Origin of the sequence: Paenibacillus sp. FSL R5-0623, assembly GCF_037974265.1 — a bacterium.
In the GTDB taxonomy this organism is placed as follows: domain Bacteria; phylum Bacillota; class Bacilli; order Paenibacillales; family Paenibacillaceae; genus Paenibacillus.
In genome coordinates this window covers 4,958,218-4,979,877 of sequence record NZ_CP150233.1, presented here as the reverse complement: position 1 = coordinate 4,979,877, position 21,660 = coordinate 4,958,218, and the positions used below count along the sequence as shown (strand labels likewise).

The 21,660-nt window shown below is 47.5% G+C and carries 14 protein-coding genes; 8 read left to right on the top strand and 6 right to left on the bottom strand.

Annotated features, from left to right (window positions below; translation table 11 throughout):
- The first annotated feature begins 91 nt into the window (after positions 1–91).
- The 6 genes from MKY92_RS21875 (at position 92) to MKY92_RS21850 (ending at position 5,296) form a co-directional block, all read left to right on the top strand.
- Positions 92–655, top strand: coding sequence for a hypothetical protein (locus MKY92_RS21875; RefSeq protein WP_339297605.1), 564 nt, complete (start codon positions 92–94; stop codon positions 653–655).
- Positions 652–1,155: a GNAT family N-acetyltransferase gene (locus MKY92_RS21870; RefSeq protein ID WP_339297604.1), complete on the top strand. Its 504-nt coding sequence runs from the start codon at positions 652–654 to the stop codon at positions 1,153–1,155. Before MKY92_RS21875 ends, MKY92_RS21870 begins: the two co-directional genes overlap by 4 nt.
- 43 nt (positions 1,156–1,198) lie before the next feature.
- Positions 1,199–1,321 (top strand): hypothetical protein, encoded by a 123-nt coding sequence (locus MKY92_RS21865; RefSeq protein WP_339297603.1) that lies wholly within the window; start codon positions 1,199–1,201, stop codon positions 1,319–1,321.
- Between the two features lie 201 nt (positions 1,322–1,522).
- Positions 1,523–2,065 (top strand): CueP family metal-binding protein, encoded by a 543-nt coding sequence (locus MKY92_RS21860; RefSeq protein WP_339297602.1) that lies wholly within the window; start codon positions 1,523–1,525, stop codon positions 2,063–2,065.
- Positions 2,066–2,246: 181 nt separating this feature from the next.
- A complete protein-coding gene (locus tag MKY92_RS21855; RefSeq protein WP_339297601.1) occupies positions 2,247–3,248 on the top strand; it encodes an iron-siderophore ABC transporter substrate-binding protein in 1,002 nt (333 codons plus the stop codon).
- Complete coding sequence (locus MKY92_RS21850) at positions 3,245–5,296, top strand: iron ABC transporter permease (protein WP_339297600.1); 2,052 nt, start codon at positions 3,245–3,247, stop codon at positions 5,294–5,296. The genes MKY92_RS21855 and MKY92_RS21850 overlap by 4 nt, the downstream gene beginning before the upstream one ends.
- Before the next feature lie 173 nt (positions 5,297–5,469).
- Here the strand turns inward: MKY92_RS21850 and MKY92_RS21845 are convergent, their stop codons facing one another.
- Positions 5,470–8,919, bottom strand: a complete 3,450-nt coding sequence (locus MKY92_RS21845) for an S-layer homology domain-containing protein (RefSeq protein WP_339297599.1) — start codon at positions 8,917–8,919, stop codon at positions 5,470–5,472.
- A 165-nt stretch (positions 8,920–9,084) separates the two neighbouring features.
- Between MKY92_RS21845 and MKY92_RS21840 the strand changes: the two genes are divergently transcribed.
- Positions 9,085–11,178, top strand: a complete 2,094-nt coding sequence (locus MKY92_RS21840) for an NB-ARC domain-containing protein (RefSeq protein WP_339297598.1) — start codon at positions 9,085–9,087, stop codon at positions 11,176–11,178.
- A gap of 95 nt (positions 11,179–11,273) precedes the next feature.
- Here the strand turns inward: MKY92_RS21840 and MKY92_RS21835 are convergent, their stop codons facing one another.
- Together MKY92_RS21835 and MKY92_RS21830 are read right to left on the bottom strand one after the other, a co-directional pair.
- Entirely contained in the window at positions 11,274–12,446 is a 1,173-nt protein-coding gene (locus tag MKY92_RS21835; RefSeq protein ID WP_339297597.1) for an aminotransferase class I/II-fold pyridoxal phosphate-dependent enzyme, read from the bottom strand.
- Positions 12,447–12,540: 94 nt separating this feature from the next.
- Positions 12,541–14,616, bottom strand: a complete 2,076-nt coding sequence (locus tag MKY92_RS21830) for a methyl-accepting chemotaxis protein (protein ID WP_339297596.1) — start codon at positions 14,614–14,616, stop codon at positions 12,541–12,543.
- A 258-nt stretch (positions 14,617–14,874) separates the two neighbouring features.
- On the opposite strand from MKY92_RS21830, the gene MKY92_RS21825 reads away from it, so the two are divergent.
- Positions 14,875–15,903, top strand: a complete 1,029-nt coding sequence (locus MKY92_RS21825; protein WP_339297595.1) for a hypothetical protein — start codon at positions 14,875–14,877, stop codon at positions 15,901–15,903.
- Positions 15,904–15,982: 79 nt separating this feature from the next.
- Here the strand turns inward: MKY92_RS21825 and MKY92_RS21820 are convergent, their stop codons facing one another.
- The 3 genes from MKY92_RS21820 to MKY92_RS21810 form a co-directional block, all read right to left on the bottom strand.
- Positions 15,983–16,702 (bottom strand): SDR family NAD(P)-dependent oxidoreductase, encoded by a 720-nt coding sequence (locus MKY92_RS21820; protein WP_339297594.1) that lies wholly within the window; start codon positions 16,700–16,702, stop codon positions 15,983–15,985.
- A 245-nt stretch (positions 16,703–16,947) separates the two neighbouring features.
- On the bottom strand, positions 16,948–19,011 hold the full coding sequence (locus MKY92_RS21815; RefSeq protein ID WP_339297593.1) for a family 43 glycosylhydrolase: 2,064 nt from the start codon (positions 19,009–19,011) through the stop codon (positions 16,948–16,950).
- Between the two features lie 33 nt (positions 19,012–19,044).
- Positions 19,045–20,985, bottom strand: coding sequence for a carbohydrate-binding protein (locus tag MKY92_RS21810; RefSeq protein WP_339297592.1), 1,941 nt, complete (start codon positions 20,983–20,985; stop codon positions 19,045–19,047).
- Positions 20,986–21,660: the final 675 nt, after the last annotated feature.

Here is a 21,660-nt window from a genome sequence, read left to right as displayed (position 1 = left end):
CCGGACTTAAACAAAACTTAAACTAACCTAAGTACAATAGACCACATCATCTTTAGGGAGAAAGTCCCGGCAACAGAAAGGAAGCATGTTCATGAGTCGTTACTTCTCCATCTGTTCGACCTATATGTACCAGCATCGTTATATGGATTTTTTGCTGGCTCATTACAAGGAACTGAATATGCCATATAACTTTCCGGTCACACTCAGCTATATATCCAGTCCACTGTTGATGGGAGGTGGAGCGATTTTGTGTTTTGATGATCAGGATGAAATCGCAGGAGCACTGGGTTATATCCATGGCACAGGGGAGCATGATTACGAGGATCGTCATGTCATTCAGCTCCAAGTAGCCTTCATAAAGGAAGAGTATCGTGGAAGCAGACTTATGGTAGAAGCTTTGCAGTTCCTTCTCCAACATATTGACGAACAAGAAGAGATAGAATCGGTTCAGGAAATGCGCTTTTGGGCTGTTAAAGATCGGATTAACCAAAGACTGTTCTCCAAATTTGCAAAGCGAATCGGAGGCACAGAAAGTGAATATGGAGGATCTATAGACGCTTATGCAATATACCTTTCTGAACTTCGGGCATACCTTTCCTCTTTTCATCGAGTGTCAAGGGTGAAGGGATCTCGTGATAAGGAGGTCACACCATGATGCTGCAAGCCAAATCTCATGAAGTATTGCAGGATGCAGACTATGCCCGGTTTGCTCATTTTTATCTGGCAAACAGCGAGGAGTTTGATGAACAATACATGTTGCATGACGCATTGTTGCATCTCATCAGTACCTTGCTGCACTCTCGCCTGTTGTTGCTTGATGATGAGCAGGGGCGATTGGGTGGTTTCGGGCAGTATCGTTATACCGAAGATCGACAGACGGCTTTTATTGATTCGGTCATGCTGGCGAAGCCACATCGCAGCAGCAGAGTATTTTTCGCCGGCTTCCGTGATCTGGTGCTACAGATCTGTCAGGAAAATGACGAGATTCAAACGTTACAATTTCACGCCGTGGCTAATAACCGTTACATTAACAGGTTATACAGCAAGTTTTCCACACACACGGATACACAGGAGCGTAACGGAAGAACAGAACATGTGTATACGGCAGAGCTGGATTCATTGTTGGTTTATCTGAAAATTAAAACAGCTGTTTAACGCATTGAGCTTATTAAAATTATTTGAAAGGAGGTGAGTTAACATGGTACCTATGCGCCCTAGCATAAAAGAAGATACACGCGGTGGTAAAATTTTTCGCATCGAAAATGTTCTGAAATTGAATGAGCAATTGCGAGTGAACACAACCGCTGCTGCTGTGAAGTAGTCTCATTCTCCCCAAACGATGAAAGAAGCACACAGATCACACAATATGTGACCTGCTTGCTTCTTTTTTGGTTGACGTGTCCATTATAGTCATCCGAATCAGACGTATATGTGTATATCTGGTGAAATGCATACCGTTTAAGTCCAGAATCGTATGTAATGAATTATACTTAAGGAAAACGGACGAGGAGATGGCCTCCAGATGAAGAAACAAATGTGGATCATTGCAAGTGTCGCAGTTGTGATTGTAATCGGAACCTATCTGTTTGCAAGCAATACGGGTAAGGATGAAGCGGGCACAGCCAGTGCGCCCAACATCCGAAAATTGGTGGAAGATATCAGCACAGGAAAAGAGACACCGGAATCTGCCTCCATCAATGCCAAACAGTTAATCGTAACCGATCAAGATAAAAAGACCACTACATATGATTTGCCTGAAAATGAATTTTTCCTTTCCATTGCACCCTATGTGGACCAGACCCATCCCTGTGCAATTCATAGCTTGACCGGTTGTCAGGGGGAAATGAGCAATAAGGAATTTAGCGTTACCATTCACGATTCTCAAGGCAACACTTTTATGAAAGATGCAGTGATTAAGTCTGGTGCGAACGGATTTATGGACTTTTGGGTGCCAAGAGACAGAAGCTATCTGATTCGTATTGTTCGAGATGGGAAGGTTGCAGAAACGCAATTGTCTACATATGAAAATGATAATACATGCATCACTACGATGCAGTTGAGTTAATGCAAACAGCAATCAATGGAAGGGAAGGATGGCTTTTGAGCTATCCCTTTCCTTTTTTATTTCATAAAAGAATTGGAATAAGGTACTTTGCATTGACAAAAATCCATTCCTACGGCATAATCCAATAGTGATAATGATAATTGTTATCATATAAATACATACAAACAGGGGAGATACAGATATGAAAAAAGGGTTGAATGGACTGTTGATCATGCTGGCCTTTGTGCTAGTTTTGGCGGGTTGTGGTAAAACCACGACTACAACAGATACAAGTCAAGGTAGTGACTCCGGTAGTGCTCCGGCTGAAGAGACAGCAGGTCCTGTTACCGTGAAGCATAAACGTGGAGAGCTTAAGCTGGACAAGCCAGCAGAACGTGTCGTTACGCTTGAATGGACATATACGGAAGATGTCGTTGCCCTGGGGGTTCAGCCAGTAGGTAATGCAGATAACGCTAACTATAAAGTGTGGGTAACATCCGAGGCAGCACTGGATGACAGTGTAACGGATATCGGAACACGCGGTGAGCCGAATCTGGAAGCTATTGCTGCATTGAAGCCGGATCTGATCATTGCTAACGCAGATAATAATAATGCGGTCTACGATCAGCTTAATGCTATTGCACCAACCATTGAATTCGATCCGTATGATGGCGATGGCTATAATTATGACAAAATGACAGAAATTTTTAATACCATTGCAACAGCTCTCGGTAAAGAAGACAAAGCGAAGCAAGTTCTTAGTGATCTCGATCAACACTATGTAGAAGTCAAAGAAAAACTGGCTGCTGCGGGTAAAGAAAACTTCAACTTTGCACTGACACAAGCGTTCACATATCAAAATGCAGTCAGCCTGCGTATGTTTACCGATAACTCGGTTGTGATTGGTACATTGGACAAAATCGGACTGGTTAACGACTGGCAGCCGGACAAAGTTGAGAACTATGGCTTCTCTACAGTAGGTATTGAATCCTTAACCGATGTGAAGGACAGTAACTTCATTTATATTACACAGCCAGACGATGACGTCTTTGGCACAGCAATGAAAGATAACTCGGTTTGGAACGGACTGAACTTTGTGAAGGAAAAACGCACATATCAACTCGATAGCACAACATGGACATTTGGTGGACCGATCTCCTCCAAAGTGTTGGTTGATGGGGTAGTCGAGGCGATTACCAAATGAGTTCGGTTCAAGGATCTAAGCCAGCTATGAATTGGCGCACAATAAGCATATATGGGGGCGGTCTAACCGCTCTCATCGTGCTTTTTTTTGTAAGTCTATGTTATGGAGAAGCATCCATTCCTTTGCATGTCGTTTGGGACGCTCTAACAGGCAGACAGGATTCATTAGAGCACAATATGGTCTGGGACTTGCGCATGCCGCGTACAGTGATCGGTATTCTTGCGGGTGGCGCACTGGCTGTTGCGGGCGCTTTGCTGCAAACGATTACTCGTAATCCATTGGCTGCTTCAGATACGCTGGGCATTAATGCAGGAGCGTACTTTGTGGTGGTGCTGGGAGCTATCGCTTTTCCAGGTCTATTAAGTCAGTCGCCTTTTCTTTTCGCAGCACTAGGTGGTTTGCTGGCAGCATTTGCGGCTTATTTCATGGGCGGCGGACGAACATCAAGCCCGGTGCGACTTGCGTTGTCCGGTATGATTGTATCGATGGTGCTTGGTTCATTTACAAGTGCATTACATATTTTTTTCTCCATGGAGACACAAGGGTTGTTCCTTTGGGGCTCCGGAACACTTGTCCAGAATGACTGGAGTGGTGTGTTTTATGCTTTGCCTTGGGTGGTTGGTATTACCCTTCTCGCGTTAATCCTGTCCAGACAGTGGGATATGCTGGAGTTGGATGAATCAACGGCTTCTTCCTTGGGACAAAAGGTTACATTGGCTCGTGCAGTAGGGTTAATTCTTGCTGTATTGCTGGCTGCTGTGATTGTAAGTGTAATCGGACCGATTGGCTTCGTGGGACTGGTTGCACCACATCTGGTTCGATTGAGTGGTGTACGTACCAATCGATTACTTTTACCCGGTGTGTTCATATGGGGCGCAGCGCTCCTGGTTGGAGCAGATGTCCTCGCCAAGATGGTGCATAACTCCAGCATGGAACTGCCAACGGGTGCCGTTATGGCGATTATTGGTGCACCGTGGCTCATCTGGCTTGTTCTTACACGTATGAAGGCTTCGAACGGATCAGGGATGTCTACTTCAATGAGCACAGGAGGAGCCGCGCGTCGCTTTGCATTTGGCCCGATGGCTGTATTATTTTCTGTGATAACCGTTGTGCTTATCTTGCTCAGTACGATGTTTGGCGGTATGCGAATTCCCCTGGCCGATTGGTTACCAAGTCTGTTCCAATCGGATGGACTGTTCTCCGCGCTGATTCAGCTTCGGATTCCGCGTACACTTGTTGCCGCAGGTGCAGGAGCTGCACTGGCAATCAGTGGTGTGCTCATTCAGATGGCGGTACGTAACCCGCTGGCAGATGCTTCAATTGTTGGTGTGTCCTCAGGTGCAGGGCTTGGAGCGATGATGGTCATCATTTTATGGCCGGGTCTTCCGATATACTTGCTGCCAATTGCTGCAATCATCGGTGCAGCCATTGCTGCAGTGGTTGTGTTCTCCCTCGCCTGGAAGAAAGGACTGAACCCTTCGGCGGTTGTGTTGCTGGGGATTGCGATGTCTGCCATTGCTGGAGCAGGTATTCAGATTCTGATTGTCCGAGGTGCGGTATACGGTAGCAGCGGATATATCTGGCTAACAGGAAGCACCTATGCTCGTACCTGGGAACAGGTGAGGGTTATCGGATTATTTTTAGTTATTCTGGTACCGGTGGCTTGGTGGCTGGCACGCAGATTCGAACTGCTGGTATTTGACGACAATAGTGCATCCGGGCTTGGTCTCGGAGTACGTCGTACACGATTATTAGCCATGACAGTTGGTGTATTACTTGCAGCAGGTGCGGTTGCTTGTGTAGGAACCGTTGGTTTTATCGGCCTGATTGCACCACACATGGTACGGCTACTGACGGGGAATAAGTTAAGACGATCCATGTTCCTATCCGCATTAGCGGGTGCAGTCATGCTGGTGCTGGCCGATACGATCGGCAGAACCGTCATGGCGCCAACAGAGATTCCATCAGGGATACTCATAGCAATGATTGGAACGCCGTATTTCTTGTATCTGATGTATCGTTCCAACTGGCGCAAGTCGATGAAGTAAATGGTTGGTATTTAAAGACACAGTGCAGGATTTGGAGTGAAAAAAGCCCGCTCATGCATCATTCATGCAGCGGGCTTTTCGGCGTTTATTTTACTATAGTAACGGTGCCATGTCGCCTTCTTCCCCGTATCTATATTGACGAACCGCTCTTAGATAATATATAAAAACTTCGGCTACTGTGGGCTGTCGATAAACCTCATATATTGCAGCAGTCGGTTCAATACTGCGGCACTCTGAGCCCGGGTTGCCATTTCCTTAGGAGAAAACCTGTTGGTTGGCTTACCTTGCATCAAACCTGCTTCCAGTAAAATGGATACCGATTCGGAAGCCCAGGCTGAAAGAGTGGTATGATCGGCCAACACATCCAGTACATCCTTGTTCGGCTGAGGTTTCAATCTTGCAAAATCCAATGCACGGACGAGGATTACGGCCATTTGTTCACGGGTAATGGATGCCTCTGGTCTAAACAAGCCATCACCGTAACCGTTGATTAAGCCTGCAGCCTGTGCAGTGCCTACGGCTCCAGCATACCATTGCGCTGATGGAATATCAGCGAATACTGATGTTGGAAGGTGCTCAGGCAATCCAAGGGAACGGACAAGCAATGCCGCGAATTCGGCACGTGTAACCGGGTTCTCTGGCGAAAAGGTGTCATTGTTTACACCCTCGACAATGAATTTGTTCGCAAGCATTTCGACGTCGGATCGTCCCCAGTGATCCTTCATGTCCGCAAACGCATGATTTGCCGATACGACTGCAAACATGCTGTTATGGGTTGTGGAGATGATGGCTTGCGCCTGCTTGTCATCATTTGTGAACAGGGAAGGAACAAAATGCATCTGATCCTCTGCATCGATCCACACGGCTGTTGATTTTTCGGAATCAGCCTGCGAAGGGAGTGGAAGGATTCGTTTGCTATATCCCTGATTCAAACGCTCTGTCTGTTTTCCATCGATATAAAGGGTGAAATCCATGGGTGTGCCTATGAGTTCAAAGCCCCGCTTCGTCACCGCAGCAATCAGGGTGCTGACGATGTTGGGAGAGGCTTTACCGATGCCAATGGTAACAACCGTGTTGTCAGCCAATGGGGGTAACATGTTTAGCGGCAACTCATAGCTCGCGCCATTGACCTCGAAGGTTACACTGATTTCCGGCTGCTTTTGCATCATACTCCGCAGTAACTCACCCGGCAGATCCAGAAAAACGACAGGGGATTCCGTACTGAAGCGGATCAGTATTCCCAATTCTGCACCACTGAAGGCTTGCATGAGAGAAGCTGTATCAGGTTTGAGTCGGATTACAGTCTGACCGTCAGGAGCTATCTCTGTTGAGGCTGTTGATTTGATGTCCAGACTGTTAATTTCAAGCTTGACTGTAGCTGGATCTTCGGTCGGTGGCAAAACATTTGGGAACCCTGAGAACGATTCCGATCCTGAAGCTGGTGAAGGTGCTGGAGTTGTACCCGGTGATGGTTGCGGCTCCGGCTGCGAGGTAGCAAGGGGCTTTAATGTAATCATGCCCGTATCCACGGCCTGCTCTGCCAGTACTTCGACGCTTCGTTCAGTGGTATCATAGCCTTTTGCACGTACAACAAGGGTTCGGATTCCTGCAGGAATCTGTTCCAGCGTAAAATGTCCCTGGCTGTCCGTAAGTATACTGATGCTGTCCACAGAAACGGAGACTCCCTCCAGTGGGGTCATTCCTGTGCCATATACAGAGCCAGTAACTGTTCCAGCCTGGGGAAATACAGTGATGGTTGCCGTTGCTGTATGGGAGCCATCTTCGGATGTAACCGTAATAATGGCTGTACCTGCAGTCACAGGCTGGACTTCCCCGAGCATATCCACGGTGGCGACAGCCTCATTACTGGAGCTCCAGTGAATGGTCTTGTTTGTAGTGTCTTCCGGATCAATGATTGCTGTCAGTTTAGCCGAGGGCCCACCAGAGGTCAGGTCCAGTTGAGATGGCTCCAGATGAAGACTGTTAACCGGAACGAACTGACGAATGTGCTTTTGCTCCAGCGTGAAGCGCTGCCACGCCTGAATGAGATATTTCCCCGTATTTTCATCTTCTGTCACTTCAAAGAGGTCCACAGCCTGCCCTGGACTTGTACCAGGAATATCGGCACCTGAAATATAGGTTACCGCACCCTCAGGCAGTGCATCCCCAACCGATGGAGGAGTGCTGTCCGTGCGATCCAACATATAGGCAAAGGAATGACCCGTTTGCGTCGGCGCTGCTGTAATACTTGTTGCTCCCACCTCTAGTCCGGGCTGAACCGATGCATCCGCAATGCCTGGAGCCTTCGTAACAACGACAAGTTGCAGAACCCGTTCAGTTGTGGCGGAGCCTCCATCCAGCAGCGAGAGGTTTACGGTGTACGTGCCGGATTGTGTCGGTGTACCTCCGAGCTCCCCGGAAGGGCTTAGGCTTAATCCTTGGGGAAGTCCGGAGGCTGTCCAGGTAAGTCCTGCGCACGCTCCATCATAACCTGCCAGGTCCATGGAGTAGGATTCATTCTGAACCGCCTGAGGCAGCGCGGTTGTTAATATGGCAGGGCGCAGATAAGGATAGCCATTGTTGATCGCAGGATGAATGTTCCAGGTATCTGTAAAATCCCATCCAGTATAAGTAGCCTGCTGCTTCATTTCTGTTGTTGTTTTCCCATAGATCTCAATTGTGCTTTGATAAGGATCGCTTGCTCCGACAGTCATACCCGATGTCATCGTATCGTAGTATGTATCCGTTATATTTGTTTTGTAGACATATCCACCGATCGCCCCCCAACTGGAGTAGCTTCTCGGATTCAGTGTGGAGATCGCGCCAGTTGAATATGTATTTTTGAGGATATTGTATTCTTCTGAGCTGCTTAACTGATAACCTACAATTCCTCCAGCATATATATGGGAGGTAGGATGGTCCTTGACAGGCTCGTTAGCTAGATTACCGGTAAAGTAAGAATCGCTTATGCTACCCATTGCCTGGGAACCTATAAGTCCACCACCATGCAAATTGTCAGATTCGCCTACTGTAACGAAAGCAGCGGAGGAAGAGTGAGACAGACGTGCATTGCTCAGTAATCCTACGATGCCCCCTGTAGGGGTGACACTTTTGTAGATGTGCCCGCTTCGTACAGTTCCTTCCGTATAGACATGATCAATGCTTCCCCCGGATTGAAAGCCAACAAGTGCGCCTGCATTGGAGCCACCTTTAATATCTGCCCTCAGGTTAATATATTGAATGCGGCCGTTGGCTTGACCAAAAAATCCATTGGACAATCGTGTATCGTTGTTTATCTCCAAGCCAGTGATCCAATGCCCCTGTCCATCAAATGTTCCACTGAACGGTACGTAGTCATTGCCGCCAAATGGAATCCAGTCTATTCCCGTCAAGTCGATATCCGCAGTCAGGCTGATGTTCTCTGTCAGATAGAGCTCCTGATTTTGGTTAATATACACAAGCTGTTCTTTGGTAGATACCTGGACCCAGCCGTTCTCAACCGGAGGAAGGGCATTTGGCCCGTCAGGTTCTCCTTCTGCATTCACAGAGCTGTACACTCCCATTTGTCCCGCGATCATGATGAGTACAAGCAGGATTTTCATCATGGATAAACGTTTCTTCATTTACACTTCACTTCCCCTTTGGTTTGCAGTAATGAAATTATTGTTGAATGGATAAGCATGTGAGGAACCGGAACAGTCTATGCCACTCAAGAAATAGTATAGTATATTATAAGAAATGCGGTGTCTCGTTTTTGTTTCAAATTTGAATGGAAAGTAGTGTGCAGCATGAATCTTAGATCAGTGGACCGAAATTCCCACAAGCCGTGTATTGTCGGTTTGACTCAGCAATTGGAGGTGTTATCCAATTGGCTCGCTTCGCCTGATGTCACTTCACAAATATTTTCCATTTCGGGAATTGGAGGCATTGGCAAAACGACACTGCTCTCGGAGATGGCGGCAGAGGCCAGGCGATGTTCAACAATTACCTTGTGGATGGATGGACAGTTCTGCCTGCAGACGCCGCGTGCTTTTCTGTCTCATCTGGAGATGAGTCTGGAAACGGAGTATGGTCGAACACGTGCCGCAGATACACCACTTCTTGCACATGTTGTTGAAGAACTGACCCGTCAACGCACTGTCATGATTATTGATAACTGTGAAACAATAGATCGGATTGATAGCTGGCTGTTATCGAGCTTTCTTCCGCTGCTTGCAGCAAGTGAGTTCTTGTTTATTGTGGCTTCCCGGACAGGTCTGCCCATTCAGTGGCATACGAATCTTTTATGGGGCAATCTGATTCACTCTTTTGCTCTGGAGCTTTTCACTCGCAAAGAGGTTCACGAATATGTGCAGTCAAGCGGCTTGCCACCCCTCGTACAGCAGGATATCGTACACAAAGCAGATGGTCACCCGCTGCTGCTGGCGCTAACGGTGGATATGCTGCGACGTCAGGGAAGGGAGCGAGAGGACTACGCACAACAGATACCCGGCATATTGAGTACAGAGTTACTCAAGGAAGCAACCTCTCCCTATATGTATGAGGCTTTGCAGATACTGTCGCTGTTCCCGGCAGCGGATCAGACGATGCTGAACCAGTTGTTGATTCATCCCCTGAGTGCATTGGCTTATACGGGACTGAGTACTTTATCCTGTGTGCACGCTGGAGCCGGAGGCCTTTCTCTGCATCAGTTGGTATCCCGGATGTTAAGGGAGGATTATGAGAGGCGCGACCCCGGCCATTATCAGATGATGCGTTCCCGGGTACTGGAGCTGCTTACGGAGCGGTATCCTTCAGTGAACAAACTGTTGCAAATGCAGATTGCGGCCCACATATTGGAGCTGTACCGTGAACAATTGCCCTCGACCCATGCATATACGGATTTCACAGGGATACGTCAACGGGAAGTGGAACAGCAGATGTCTTTTGAACCTGAAGATTTTCCTTACTTACAGCGTTTTCTTGCCGAGTCGCTGGCACGTTCGGATTGGCAATCGGAGCTTATCGAGAACGGACAGTATTCTTCATTATTAGATGATATCGCTAATTATGCGCCGGAGGGGATACGCGTCATACGGAATGCGGACAGGGTACCTTTGGCGTTCTGTGCTGGACTTTGGTTACATAACCAAACGTTGTCCATATTGGAACGATATTCTCCTAATGATATGAACATGCTGGGTGATACGGTCAATTCGGCACGCAAGCTCCCCCCTGAAGCGGCTGATACCATATGTGTCCTGTTAGCTGCGGTAGACGTGGAACAGTCTTCTTATCGCCCTGAGGAACTGGGTGGCATGCTGTTTCAATCCTGGCTAATTGATGCAATGAGCGGTCTGCGTGCAATCATTCCCACTGCGGACAGACAACTAAACATGTTACTCCCTCATTTGGGATTTGAGGAGCGGACGATGCCATCTCAGCCATATGCCAGGGAGAATATGCATGTATGGGAACTGGATTTCAGGCAGGTGACCTTTGAGGTCTGGGTTCAGCGTATTCTAAGGCAGAACATTCAGACTGCAGGCTTCATCCCGCAGGAAGCACCCCGTATCTTGTCCCGGGATGAGGTCAGACTAATGCTTCAACATTTATATGATGATACGGTACTTGAGGAGATGGTTCCTTTACAGGCAATGGGATGCGAAGGAGTGAGGGCACGGGAGTTGGTCGTGAGCATCCTTCAGGCTGATCCACCGACCTATCCGCTTACTGATCTGGAGCAGCGTATACTTAGGGAAAGCTATCTGCTTAGAAACTATCGCAAGTCCGAGTTGGCCGAAGCTTTACATATGAGCCGCGCCACGTTTTACCGCCATTCGCGGCAGGCCTTCATACATTTGGGCCATGCGTTCACGCAGCGATGGATGGCTTTGAAATGAAAGACCGGTAGTTGAATGATAACGATCATAACAAACCAAAAAAAAGCGAGCCTGCTGCGGATTCAATCCGTCGCAGCTCGCGTTATTGGCTAATCCTACATGTTTCTGAGAATACCGCTGTCCTCAACAGAAGCCACTGCTCGGAGAAGGTTCTCATTATCCTGCACCAGTGCCAGTCTGATATACCCTTCACCCGAAGGGCCAAAGGCACTTCCGGGTGTCACGATGACGCCTGCCTGGCTGACCAAGTCCATGGCGAAGTGTTCAGAACTCTCATAATGAGCGGGAATCCTCGTCCAGATAAACATGGTCGCTTGGGGCTTCGTTATTTCCCATCCGAGTCTGCTGAAGCCTTCGCAAAGAATGTCTCGTCTTTCCTCATAGGTTGCCCGTACCTGTTCCACTTCGGCTTGATCACCTGTGATAGCGGCAATCGCGGCCTTCTGAATCGGTAGAAACATCCCGTAATCCATATTGGATTTTAGCTTTTTCAGCATGGAGACCATGGTTGCATTGCCTACACAGAAGCCGATTCTGGCCCCGGCTAGGCCATAGGTCTTGGATAAGGAATTGAATTCCACACCAACGTCCATGGCGCCAGGGAACGCGAGGAAGCTTCCACATGACTTTCCGTCAAATACGAGTTCACTGTACGCATTATCGTGGAGCACGATAATATCATACTTCTTGGCAAAGGCAATCAGGTCAAGATAGAACTGATCCGGTGCCATCGCTGTTGTCGGATTGTTGGGGTAGGAGACCAGCATGAATTTCGCTCGATGAGCGATATCTTCCGGAATATCCTGAAGCTGAATAACATATCCGTTTTCTTCTTTTTGGGGCATGTAATACAGCTCTGCTCCGGCCAATAAAGGCCCGTCCGCGAAGACAGGATAACAGGGATCAGGTACCAGAACAAGATCTCCTTCGTCGACGATGGATAGGGAGATATGAGCCAGTCCCTCCTGTGAACCAAGCAAGGAACAGATCTGTGTTCTTGGATCCAGCTCGACCTGATAGCGTTGCTTGTACCAATCGCTTGTAGCTTGCAGCAACTCACTCTGATCATTCACAGCATATATATAATTAGCCGGATCAGCTGCGGCCTCGCATAGTGCAGTTATAATATGCTGCGCAGGTGGGATATTCGGCGTACCCACACTGAGATCAATAACGGGCTGCCCGTTCTCCAGTCTGCGGCGCTTGATCTCCAGCAACCGGGTGAAAATTCCTTCGTTGAAATGATCCATTCGTTTGGCAAAGTTCATGATGATGATTCAGCCTCCAATCCTCTTCGTACGCATATCTATTAATAATAAATGGACAGCGACTAAAAGAGAAGAGCAGGGGAAAGCTTGCGGATCATGACTTTACTTTAAACTGGCTTAATTCGTCTTGCAGTTTGCCAGATAGCTGGTTCAACTGTTTCGACAGATCCGCTACCTGTTCGATACTATCCAGCTGCTCCTGCGTGCTGGCGCTTACTTCTTCCGTCGATGCCGAGTTCTCCTCTGTGGTGGAGGATATAATCTCTAGTGCCTGGAATATCTCATCTTTGTGTTTGTGTACATTGGAGGTATTGTTGGTAATCTGCATCATACGCTGCTGCAGATCTTTCAGGTCTTTGTTAATACTAAAGAATACATGTTTGGTATCTTCTACGGATTTGGCATTCTCCTCCGCAATCTTCATACCACGCATGGTATGTTCAACCGACAGGGTTGTTTTCTCTTCAATCACATTCACTTTTTTGTTGATTTCCTCTGTTGCCTGAGCCGTCTGTTCTGCAAGTTTGCGGACCTCTTCGGCAACGACGGCAAATCCTCTTCCATGTTCGCCAGCACGTGCAGCCTCAATGGAGGCATTCAGGGCGAGCAGGTTCGTTTGAGAGGCAATCTGTTTGACTGTATCCACAAAACTGGATATTTCATTCCGACTCAGGTCAATCTCCTGGATAATAGAGGACATTGCTTGGGTGGACTGATGGTTTTCCTCGGACCATTTCGATAATTGTTCCACGACCGCAAGTCCTTGGCTGCTTTGATCAGCAGATGTCTGCACGACCGTTCCCATAGCCTGCGCATCGGTAGCAATTTCATCAATTTGGCTGGATAACGAGCCTGTTTTACGTAAAATATTTTCCGTTTCGATGGACTGATAATTCGTTGCATTGGCAATCTCGTTAATGGCTGTTGATGTGTCATTCATGGTCACAGCCGTTCGTGAGGAGATGTCTTGCAGATCATTGGACGACTGGTTCAGGATTTGCGCCGAGCTGCCGACCATTTGCAGCATGACCTGAATTTTCTGCACCATGGAATTCAAGCCTGTGGCGATCTGTCCAATTTCATTATTAGATTTGATATCCAGTTGGACAGTCAGGTCACCTTGTTCAATCTGTTTAATCTTAGCCAGCAGCTGTGGTATGGAGCGTAACAGACGGCGAAGGGTAATGTAACAGATAATCACAAGCAGAAGGGTGGCTGCAGCAAAGCCGCCAAGTGTAATCCACGTGAATGTTTTTAATTCCGCGAGAACTTCTTCTTCGGATATGGTCAGACCAACGGACCATCCCGTATCCTTGCTGGTAGCGTAGCCGATATAACGACGTTCCCCATTGTCGTTCATAAGCTGTACGCCGTTTTCACCGGCAAGCATTTTCTTGCCGATGTCCCCCATGTCCCCCGTACTGTCTAGGATGTTCTCCTTCAACACCTTTTCTTGATCTGGATGGTACAGAATTTCCCCGCTCTTGGACAGCAACATGGAATAGCCCGTGCTTCCAAGGGAATAACTCTCCATAATCGCTGGAATATCCTTGAATGCAATATCCGCTGCGGCAAAGCCGATTGTGTTGTTGTTTTCGTCTTTGATCGGATAAAAGATGCCCATGAGTACATCGCCTGCTGCAATATCAATGTACGGATCGGAGAAATAAAGTCCGTCTGCGTAGGTAACCGGCTTGTAGTATGGACGCGACTGGATATCAAAGTCCGGTGCAGATACGACACCATCATTTTGAATCCAAAAGCCTTTTCCATCCAGACCCGCGACCCAGGCATCGGCAAACGAAGGCTCTGCCTTAACGATAGCGGCCAGTGTCGCCTGTGTTTCCGCAGCGTAGGTAGAACTTGCCGCATCCGCAGCAGATGCTGTTGTTTTTATGTATTGCTGAAATAATGTGTTGGTGGACATTTGCTTGACCAGTGCGCCCTTTTCCTTGAATAGTGCATCAAATTCACTAACGATAGCTTGTGTCTTGGTCTGGAGCATGGATTCCTGCTGTTTCACCAGAATGTTTCGTGTGCTTGCAAACATAAATGTTCCCAGCACGGCAAAGACAACTACGATAATGACGAGCAGCACAATGGACAACGTATTTGCCATACTGGATGTCCGTGCTCCCGTTTTCCCCCACTTGTTCAACATGTTCGACATATTCCATCTCCCCAGATGATTAATAAAAAGCTCAAAACGCCTTAGTTATATGTCGGCATGATCTATAGTTTTATGTAGATTTCTGTCGAATAATCCTGAAAGCAACGGGAAGGAAAAGCATGAGTAGGAGAAGGATAAAAGGAGAGGGATGAAAAAAGAGGAAACGAATGAAAAACGGGGATCGGTGGTGGTTCATCCAGGGGATCTTGTTTATAATGGAATGAATTGGAACTATGGGTGGAAAAGGGGGGATTATCTGTGAGTGAGTTATGGCATGCTTCAATACAGGGGATTCCATGGAATGATGAAAAGATGCACCAGGCGGTGCATCTGTTGCGCCGCAGAGCAACGGTTCATTTTCGCGTTGACGCGGATACATACGAGGACCTTGCCGAGCTTGATGCCAAAGTATTCTTTGCCCGGCCGGATCTGATCCTACACATATCACATATGGACCCTAAAGGGGTATATTCATCCGGATTTTTGGGACGACTGGCACAGTTGAAACATGTGTCTGCCTTGCAGCTTGATCTTTCGCAGGCACAGGATTTGACGATTCTGGGTGCGATGGAGCAACTGCAGTTTCTAAGATTAAACTCACCTGCAAAGGCGACCGGACTCGATTTTATTAAACACTACAAACGATTGACCTTTCTTGAACTGCGTGGCAAATTCAACGGATTTGCTTCCATTGCGGCATGCCTCCAACTGCATACGCTCATTCTGAGCTGCACGCTCGAAAGTGCCGATGTGTTAGCGGAACTACCTAGGCTTCAGTATCTGTCCCTGGATCACTGTGAGTTAAAAGGGGGACTGGACGTATTGTCACAGTCGACCATCTCGATGTTGAAGCTCAGCTCTGTTCGCAAACTGACGAGTATTCAGGGACTCGAACAGATGCGGGGGCTGGAATATCTGCATCTGTCCTTGCCCAAGCTGGAGCAGTTATGTGACTTTTCCCATATGACCTCTCTCAGACAGCTCGAATTGGACTATATGAAATCGTTGCGCGATACCACACATCTATGGACAGCCCGTGCTTTGGAGTCTATTGAACTGAAAGAGATAAATACGGCGCTCAAGGCGGATTCCTTTGATGGACTAACCGGGCTGGAGCATTTGCGCCAAATCGATTTTCGTTTTATTGATGTTAACAAAGGACGGATTGCAGCTATGCGTGATCACCTGGACAAGGCCGGAAAATCCCATTTGTTATATGAGAATATCCCTGAGCATGAACGCCTGAATTCTATAGGTATTGCGCACTTATCGCATGTATTAATGTAAATGGGCTTCTGTCCAGCGTGTGTATACAGAGCGCAATCCGGTGAACGGACCGTTTGAGGCGTGTAGATGTCATTGCTATCTAGGTGTTCGTATCCGTTAATGCAGGCATGTTGATCTCTTTCACGCAGGCCGCTTTGGACAAGCTGATGATACATCGAACGATGGCGACCATATCCTGCAGGGGAATGCGTGTCCCACCATACTCAGCCAGTGCACGTTCCATCCCGTCTTCATACGGAATTTCTGCCGCCAGTTCCCCCGGGTTGATGCATGTCACCGCTATGCGGTCATTTCTCGTATGCTCTCTTAGAGCTTCCGTAATACCCCGTATGGCAAATTTGGAGGCGACAAAAGAAACCTGGCTGCTGCCTGCATTGCTCAAACCGGCTGTTGAACCGATCAGGATGATCTTCCCAGCTTCAGACTGGCGGAGCTGAGGCAGTAACGCCTGTATACATACAATCGTAGAAGTCACATTCACATGAATCAGCTGACTGATATCTGCGGGTTCATCCTTATCAAACGTGTAGTGCTCTTCAAATCCTTCCTTTTCCCAGATCCCCACGTTATAAATAAGCACATCCAACGTCTCGCCTTGAAGTTGACTGGCAACTTGCTCTGCGGCTTGAAGCTCGGAAAGATCAGCCTGAATCCATATTCGCTCGACGCCATCCTCCACGGACAGACTTTCCGGCTTGCTGCGGGAGACTACCCAGACCTTATCACCGGATTGTGGCACACCTCTGACAAATGCATTGCCTAACCCTTTGCTTGCACCAAAGACAATTATATTTTTCAATTAAAGCCCTCCTTCTCGATTAGAAATTAATAATATTTACATTAATCTATATCTTACTATAGAGGTGATATATGGAACATGAAGTTTACATGAGGTATGCTTCATCCTTATCAAGTTCCGGGATTTTTGAAGTTGAAAGGTGAATCTCTTCATAGAAAATGTACTGAAAAAGACCTGGCTCCACACAAGGTGAAGTTCAGGTCCTGATCAATAAGTGAAAAATTAATAAGCGAATAAAACTACATTTATTCTACGCGGAAATAATCAAAATCTGCATATCCTCCGGTAGACTTCGTTGCATAATTGAATAGTGCAAACCGATATCCCATAAAGTGTGGCAGTGTGTAAGACATTTGAAGTGTATTGCCAATGGTTGTCCAGTTGCTGCCATTCAGGCTATAAGCAAAGTAGGCTTTGTCGGTTTGGTTCGTAAAATCACAGATGACGCGGAGATAGATTCTGTTCTGGTTTAATGGCACAGTTGCTACTTCGGTCATGGTGCCGGAACTGGCATTAGCCATAACGATGGATTTGGTGCTGCCCGTCATTTTTACGCCGACAAAACCATATCTGGCCTGAAAAGCAGCGAGTCCAGCATAATCACCGTCCTTCATGCCGGCTGTATCCAAAGCGGTCATCCCTGTGCTTTTTGGACCAAAGGTTCGTTGTGTCAGTGTGTTGCGGGCTTCTAACAGGTTTTTGCTGATTTTGCCTGCAGTTAACCGCATGAAACCGGGCCGCTGGAGCAGGGACCAGTTGGAAGCATCGGGGTTATGATTCCACTGCCAGAATGTGGACAGACTGGATGTGCCGGAAGATGAATTGCTCGTCACGGAGACGTCATCCACATAGAACGCCATCAAATCATTGGTCGGGTCCGGATTCGAGTTATACGGTGTTTCGACAAAAATAAAGCTTTGGGACAAGTCTGCATTCAACGGAACGGTATACGTACCTTGAATGGTACCCCACTGTCCGCGGGTTAACGTCGCACTGCCCATAATGGTAATTCCGGTATAACTTGCACCGTTCTGGATGCTAAGATAGAACGTTTTGGTTGCAGGACCAGTAGTGTATTTGATCTTTGCCGAAAAAGAGTACGTTCCTCCCGGTACCAGCTTGCCTGTAACCATCTGTTTGGCTCCACCAGCTGTCTGCTGTCTGCCACTGACGAGCAGGCTTTTTGTACCGCTGAATGCTTCGGCATTCGTTAAGTTGATGGTTGCCGTATTGTTGCTGGTCCACGGCTGAATGTTACTTTCCTCAAAGCCGCCGTTCACTAACAGTTGCGTTACTGAAGGTGTGCCTGATGTGGTTGTGTTGAACTCATCGGACCCGTAGATTTTGGCAGCAGGCTGACCTTCAACGGGCATATTCATGTTAAGGGGGACCTTGCCGTTCACCCCAAACACAGGCCAGTTATCCGACCACGTCACAGGAACGAGATAGGGGATGCGTCCAATGGCCCCGCTATCACGAAACAGCAATCCGTACCAAGCGCCGGATGCGGTATCCACGATGCCTCCTTGGGCGATTCCCGAGTCTCTGAGTACAACTTTACCTGTGTATGGACCTGTCAATGTGTTTGCACGATAGGCAAGCTGAATGCGACCATCACCCGAAGGCCAGGCAATCAGGAATACATAGTACATGCCATTGATCTTCTGAATGTGTGCTCCTTCTGCCTTTACAATCATGTTGGAGCCCGCAACACTGCTTGCGTTTGGAATCAGGACCTGATTGAGCCCGCCGGATTTAACGGCCTTGGCATCAGGTGTCAGCTCAACGATACTGATGTTATCACTGCCATGAACAAGAAAGGTTCGATTCCCGTCAAACAAAAGAGAGGGGTCATGATAATAACTGTTCAATGTGTAAGGTGTCCACGGCCCTGTTTCAATATTGCTGGTTTGGTAAATATACGTCTTGCCCGTGGAAAGTGAGCCAAAGGCCACGTAATATATACCGTTGGTGTACCGCAAGCTGCTCGCCCATGAACCACGTCCATACTCGTTTTGTCCATTGTTCAGATTCTGTATGTCCCCGTTCCCAAGCGCATCGTATACATAGTTTACGATGCTCCAGTTGACCAGATCATAAGACTTCATGACGGGTACTCCAGGATTCATATGCATCGTTGTGCTTGTCATATAAAATGCATTGCCCACCCGAATGACGTCACTGTCAGGAACATCCGCGTAAATGACCGGATTGCTGAACGTTGCGGCTGAAGCAGCGGGACTTGTCAAAGGGAATGATGTTATAAGCAAAGGAAGAGCGAGTAGAAGAGTACTGATTTTTTTCCACATATTCTATCCTCCCAATTGATCATGTCCTATGAATTAAAGCGAGTACTCCAGATAATCAATGTAAGCATCCCAAGTGCCATTATCCGTTGTTACGACCAGCTTGATTTCCTGATTGCCTATAGCGTGAGTGATGCCGGTGAGGGTTTGAACGGTCGGCTCCGTTCCCGTGAAGTAGAAAGAACCAGCGGTTACACCCCCGATGACCAGATCAACACGGGCTGTATTATTGTTGTTGGAAGCGCCGCGGACAGAGAATTGATGGGTTGGGAATGCAAAATATTGATTGTATGCTGCATAATCATTGTTCCCGTAAAGAGCGACTCCATTAAAAGGGGAACTGATTACGCCAGCGTATTGGCCGCCAAGCGTCATATTCTCGGCTTCGTAACGGGTAACGTTTGGATTGGGATTAGGATTTGGGTTAGGGTTAGGGTTGCCGCCCGAACCGGATGTGAATTGCCAGTAGTCCAGTTTGAACAGATTTCCATTGCCCGAGCCTGTAAACACCAGATACAAACGATGTACCCCTGTAGCGTTGGTAACATTGGTCTCCATCTCGCGCCAAGTTTGCGAACCGCCAGTTGAACTTACGTTAAGTGTTCCAACTAGTGGGCCTGTCGGACTGTCCAGTCGAACCTCGATGTTGCCATTTCCGGTAGAAGCGACATTGGCCTTGAACTTGGAGGCTCCAGCTGAGCCAAAATCAACATTGCCAACCGCGATCCAATCCCCGTTATGAATATTAGTGACATTCTGATTGGCTACAGGTCCACCGCTTGCTTGACTCGGTTCAGTGTTAATTCCTGCTTGCCAGCCAATGGTTTCGGCTTCCACCCGGACATACGGGTTGAGGTTAGTGATCTGAGGTACACCTGTCATATTTCCCTGCACTTCCTGGATGGAGCCATCCGCGTTGTGAGTTAGCTTGTTGATGTGGGTGGAACGGTACCCTTTGCCATCACCGAGGAATGCCTTACTCACCGTTTGTGCATGGTAAGCCACATACCATTCGTTGTTGAATTGGAACACGGCATGGTGGTTATTGCCGCCTACACCGAAGAACGTGCCAGGATTTTTCAGAAAGTGTCCTTTATACGTGAAAGGTCCCATCGGGCTGTCGCTGACCATGTATCCGATCTCACCTTTCGGATATGCAGTGGGATGTGTTCCTGCGAAGTTGATACAGTAGGAGTAATAATATTTGCCGTTATACTTGTGGATACCAGAATCTTCGAACATATAAGGAGAATCAATAGTAACCGCACTGCCCACCACGCTGGTCATGTCGGCACCGAGACGAATGACCCGAGCTGTTTTGGGATTGGCAATGGAAGCAGCATTGGTATCGTTTGGAATACCGCCTCCAGCATACAAGTAAGCAGAGCCATCATCATCGACAAGTACAGCCGGATCAAAGAGCCAGGTTACACCCGACATACCCGGTGTTCCGTGTGTCAGGAGGGCACGTCCGAGCGGGTCGGACCACGGTCCAATGGGGGAATCGGCCGTGAGTACGCCAATACCTCCACCCGAGTTGGCAAAATACAGGAAAAACTTTTCTTTGCCAGCAATGGTTTTCTTCGCCATGGCAGGAGCCCAGGATTGGGTAGCCCATTTGGCAATCCCTTGTCCATTATTGGCATTATTCGCACCTGCTACCGGGATGGAACCATGGTCTGTCCAGTTCACCATGTCAGCTGAAGAGATGACGTTAATTTTCCCGATCGTGCTGTACTGGTTCTCTCGGACAGAGCCGTCGCTGTTGTACAGATATGCATCACCTGTCATGTAGACATAGACCCGATTGTTATGGACAAGCACATAAGGATCGGCTCCCAGTTTATGATCGATGAGGGGATTGGAGTTTCCAGGAAGTTTGGCAACGGCTGCATTGGCTGCATGGCTCGATTCAACGGGCAGGGTGACAAAGATTAGCAGACACGACAACAACAAAACTAGCGGTTTACGAATCATACGTTTCGCCTCCATAAGATTGGATTAGTTGGTGAGCTGAAATTCAGAATAGCTGAGATGATGAAATGCCGAAAAAACGAAGAGATTTCCCTCATGTCACCCCCTTCTTGAAATAATGGTTAGGTTGGCTGTTAGGTTAAGTCTTCATGTTGTCATATATGGTTTAAGCCAGACAACCTGTGCACCGGGGACGTGGTCACGGCAGCAAGGGGAGTGGCTATAACCCGAAGTAAGCCTGCATCTGTGGGTGCGATTAGAAGAGCTATAATCTGTCAGGTTTCTTTTTGTAATCGCTTTCAATAAAATGGGTTAGAACACTGAAATTTGACCAAGAAAGAGGTTTAGTCACATTTAAATGTAATTATTTTTCATATTTTCTTTTAAATGTTTATTAACTTGACGATATCATATCACAATTTTAAGATAATACAATCTTTTTCTATTTTTTAGTAGAGGATGAAGAAGACCATTATTATTCTATGTGTTTAACATTGGGCTTGATGGTAAAATACGATCTCGTATTCTATAAAACTACACTTTCAAGCATAGCTTTACCCGGCCAACAATTAGATACGAGAAAAAGACGACTTAAGCTGTGACCGTTTCCCTGGAATCTACCGGGGGAACGGTCATTTCGTTTTTTTCTGGAATCGATCCTGGTTATATAACAAAATC